The organism is Micromonospora globispora, assembly GCF_003857015.1.
In the GTDB taxonomy this organism is placed as follows: Bacteria; Actinomycetota; Actinomycetes; order Mycobacteriales; family Micromonosporaceae; genus Micromonospora; species Micromonospora globispora.
In genome coordinates this window covers 1-3025 of sequence record NZ_QGGF01000024.1, presented here as the reverse complement: position 1 = coordinate 3025, position 3025 = coordinate 1, and the positions used below count along the sequence as shown (strand labels likewise).

At 73.1% G+C, this 3025-nt stretch carries 4 protein-coding genes; all 4 read left to right on the top strand.

Going from position 1 to position 3025, the window contains the following annotated elements; genetic code table 11:
* On the top strand, positions 1 to 284 hold a 284-nt coding region (locus tag DKL51_RS00680; protein ID WP_124811610.1), incomplete at its 5' end, for a helix-turn-helix domain-containing protein.
* Positions 285 to 344: 60 nt separating this feature from the next.
* Positions 345 to 1355, top strand: a complete 1011-nt coding sequence (locus tag DKL51_RS00675; protein WP_109948337.1) for an ABC transporter ATP-binding protein — start codon at positions 345 to 347, stop codon at positions 1353 to 1355.
* Entirely contained in the window at positions 1352 to 2122 is a 771-nt protein-coding gene (locus tag DKL51_RS00670; protein ID WP_243421061.1) for an ABC transporter permease, read from the top strand. The genes DKL51_RS00675 and DKL51_RS00670 overlap by 4 nt, the downstream gene beginning before the upstream one ends.
* Positions 2123 to 2133: 11 nt before the next feature.
* On the top strand, positions 2134 to 2922 hold the full coding sequence (locus DKL51_RS00665; RefSeq protein WP_109948338.1) for an ABC transporter permease: 789 nt from the start codon (positions 2134 to 2136) through the stop codon (positions 2920 to 2922).
* Positions 2923 to 3025 lie beyond the last annotated feature (103 nt).

Genomic DNA, 3025 nt, shown 5'->3' with positions numbered 1-3025 from the left:
ACGCAGTACGGCCGCCCGACCCCACCACCGACCGGCTCGCCGTCCTCGTCGGGCGGGGCCGGGCGGCCGTACTGCGTGCCGTGACCCGACCGGCCACCACCGCCGGGCTCGCCGCCACCCTCGGGCTCGCCCCGAGCACCGTCTCCGAACACCTCGCCGCACTGGTCGCCGCCGGGGTCGTACACCGGCGCCGGGTCGGCCGGCGGGTGCTGTACGGGCTGGAACCGGCCGGCGTGGCCCTGGTCACTCTGATCGGCGCGGACCCCGCCACCGCCTCCGCCTGAGGATTCGGCCAGCACCGAATTCGTTTCCCCGCGCACCGCCCGGTCCCTAGATTGCCCGGCATGAGCGAGTACGCGATCGAGGCGGCCGGGCTGCGCCGCACCTACCGCAGCCGAACGGGATGGTTACGACCCCAGCGCCGGGAGGTGGAGGCGGTCCGCGGCGTCGACCTGACGGTCGGCAACGGGGAGCTGTTCGGCCTGCTCGGACCGAACGGCGCGGGGAAGACCACCACCATCAAGCTGCTGAACACGCTGCTCATCCCGACCGCCGGCACCGCCCGGATCTGCGGCTTCGACGTGGTCGACCAGACCCGGGAGGTTCGCCGGCGGATCGGGTACGTCTTCGGCGGGGACCGGGGCCTGTACGACCGGCTCTCCGCTCGGGACAACCTGCGCTACTTCGCCGAGCTGTACGGCGTACCCGGTCGGGAGCAGAAGCGGCGGATCGCCGAGCTGCTCGAACTGGTCCGGCTCGACGGCCGGGAGAACGAGCGGGTCGAGGGCTACTCCCGCGGCATGCGGCAACGGCTGCACATCGCCCGGGGGCTGCTGCACCGACCGCAGGTGCTCTTCCTCGACGAGCCGTCGATCGGGGTGGACCCGGTGGCCGCCCGCGAGCTGCGGCAGACCGTTGCCGACCTGGCCGCCACCGGCACCACCGTCCTGCTGACCACGCACTACATGGCCGAGGCGGACGAGCTCTGCGGCCGGATCGCGGTCATCGCGAACGGCGAGATCCAGGCCCTCGGCACCCCGGCGGAGCTGCGGCACCACGCGGACGGCCGGCAGGTCCTGGAGGTGGAGGCGTACGGAGTGAGCGACGCCCAGCTCGCCGCCATCCACGTCCTGCCCGGGGTACGCGAAGCGAGCGTGACCGTCACCGGGGCGACGCAGATGCTGACCGTGCAGTCCGACGCGGGGGTGGACGTACAGGCCGACGTGCTGCGCGAGCTGGACGGCGTCCGGCTGGGCCGGGTCACCGCCCGACAGCCCACGCTGGAGGACGCGTACGTGGCGATCGTCAACCGGGTCGCCACGCCGCCCCGGCCGCTCGAGGCGGTGGCGGCGTGAGCTTGCTGCGGATGATCGGGGTCGGCCTGCTGCTGCACACCAAGCAGCTCAGCCGGTCCTCCTTCGAGATCGCCACCGCGCTGATCGTGCCGGTGGTGCAGGCGACCCTGGCGGTCTACCTGTTCCGCGCCGGCGACGAGCCGGGCCGGCTGCTGGAGGCCGCCGTCGGCGCCGGGCTGATGGGCGTCTGGTCGTCGGTGCTCTTCGGCTCCGGTGGCGCCATCCAGCGGCAACGCTGGCAGGGCACGCTGGAGATGATCATGCTGGCGCCCCGCGCGCCGGCGCTGATGATCCTGCCGATCACCCTGGCGACGGCCGTCACCGGCACGTACGCCATGCTCGCCACCCTGCTCTGGGGCCGGCTGCTCTACGGCATCCCGCTGCACTTCGCGCACCCGCTGCTCTTCCTTATCGCGGTCCCCGGCTGCATCCTCGGCCTGGGCATGTTCGGGCTGCTGCTGGCCTCCACGTTCGTGCTGATGCGCAACGCCAACGCGCTGACCAACACGCTGGAGTACCCGATCTGGCTGGTCTCCGGGATGCTCGTGCCGCTCACCGTGCTGCCCGGCTGGACCGGCCCGATCGCCGCCGCGCTGCCCACCACCTGGGGCGCCCGCGCGGTCCACGAGGCCGCCAGCGGCGGGCCGGTCTGGCCCTCGCTCGGCATCTGCCTGGCCATCAGCCTCGGCTGCCTGGTCGTCGGCGCGCTGATGATGACCTACGTCGAGCGACGGGCCCGCGCCGCGGCGACCCTAGCCCTGGCCTGAGAGGAACGACGATGACGGCACTCTTCCGGCTGATCGGCGTGGGCGGCGTGATCGCCTACCGGGCCCTGTTCAACTGGACCACCCCGGCGATGTTCATCGGCTCGCTGCTGGTCGGCCCGATCTTCCAACTGCTCTTCTTCGCCTACCTGGGCCGGCAGCTCGGCGTCGCCGACGACCGGTTCTACATCGTCGGCAACGCGGTGCTCGCCGCCTCGCTCTCCTGCGTCTTCGGCGGCACCATGGCGGTGGCCAACGAGCGGCGCTTCGGCACCCTCGGCCACGTGCTGCTCTCGCCGCGCAGCCGTACCGCCGTCTTCCTCGGCCGGGTCCTCCCGTACGCCGGGAACGGCCTGCTCATCGCGGTGAGCACGCTGACCATCGGCTCGCTCCTGCTCGGCCTGCGGATGCCCGTCGGCGCCCTGCCCGCCCTGCTGCTCACCCTCGCGGTGGCCGCGCTGGCGTGCGGCTTCTTCGGTCTCACCCTGGGCGCGGTCGGGCTGCGGTTCCGGGACGTCTGGGTGGTCTCCAACGTCTCGGTGGCACTGCTGCTCCTGCTCACCGGGGTGAACGTGCCCGCCGCCGGGCTGCCCGGCTGGATGCGGGCGGTGGGTGAGGTGCTGCCGATCACCCACGCGGCGCAGGCGGCCCGCCGGCTGGCCGCCGGTGAGGGCTTCGCGGCGGCCGCACCGGCGCTCACCGCCGAACTGGCCGTCGGTCTCGGGTACGCGGTGCTGGCCGCCGCGCTGCTCAAGATCTTCGAGGCGGAGAGCCGCCGCCGCGCCTCCCTCGACACCGTCTGAGCCCGCCCCGCCCCGCTCCGGTCATCATGAAGTTGTTGCCACGAAACGCCGGCACCGACGGCAACAACTTCATGATCAACCGGCCGCGCGGGGCGGGGCGGAC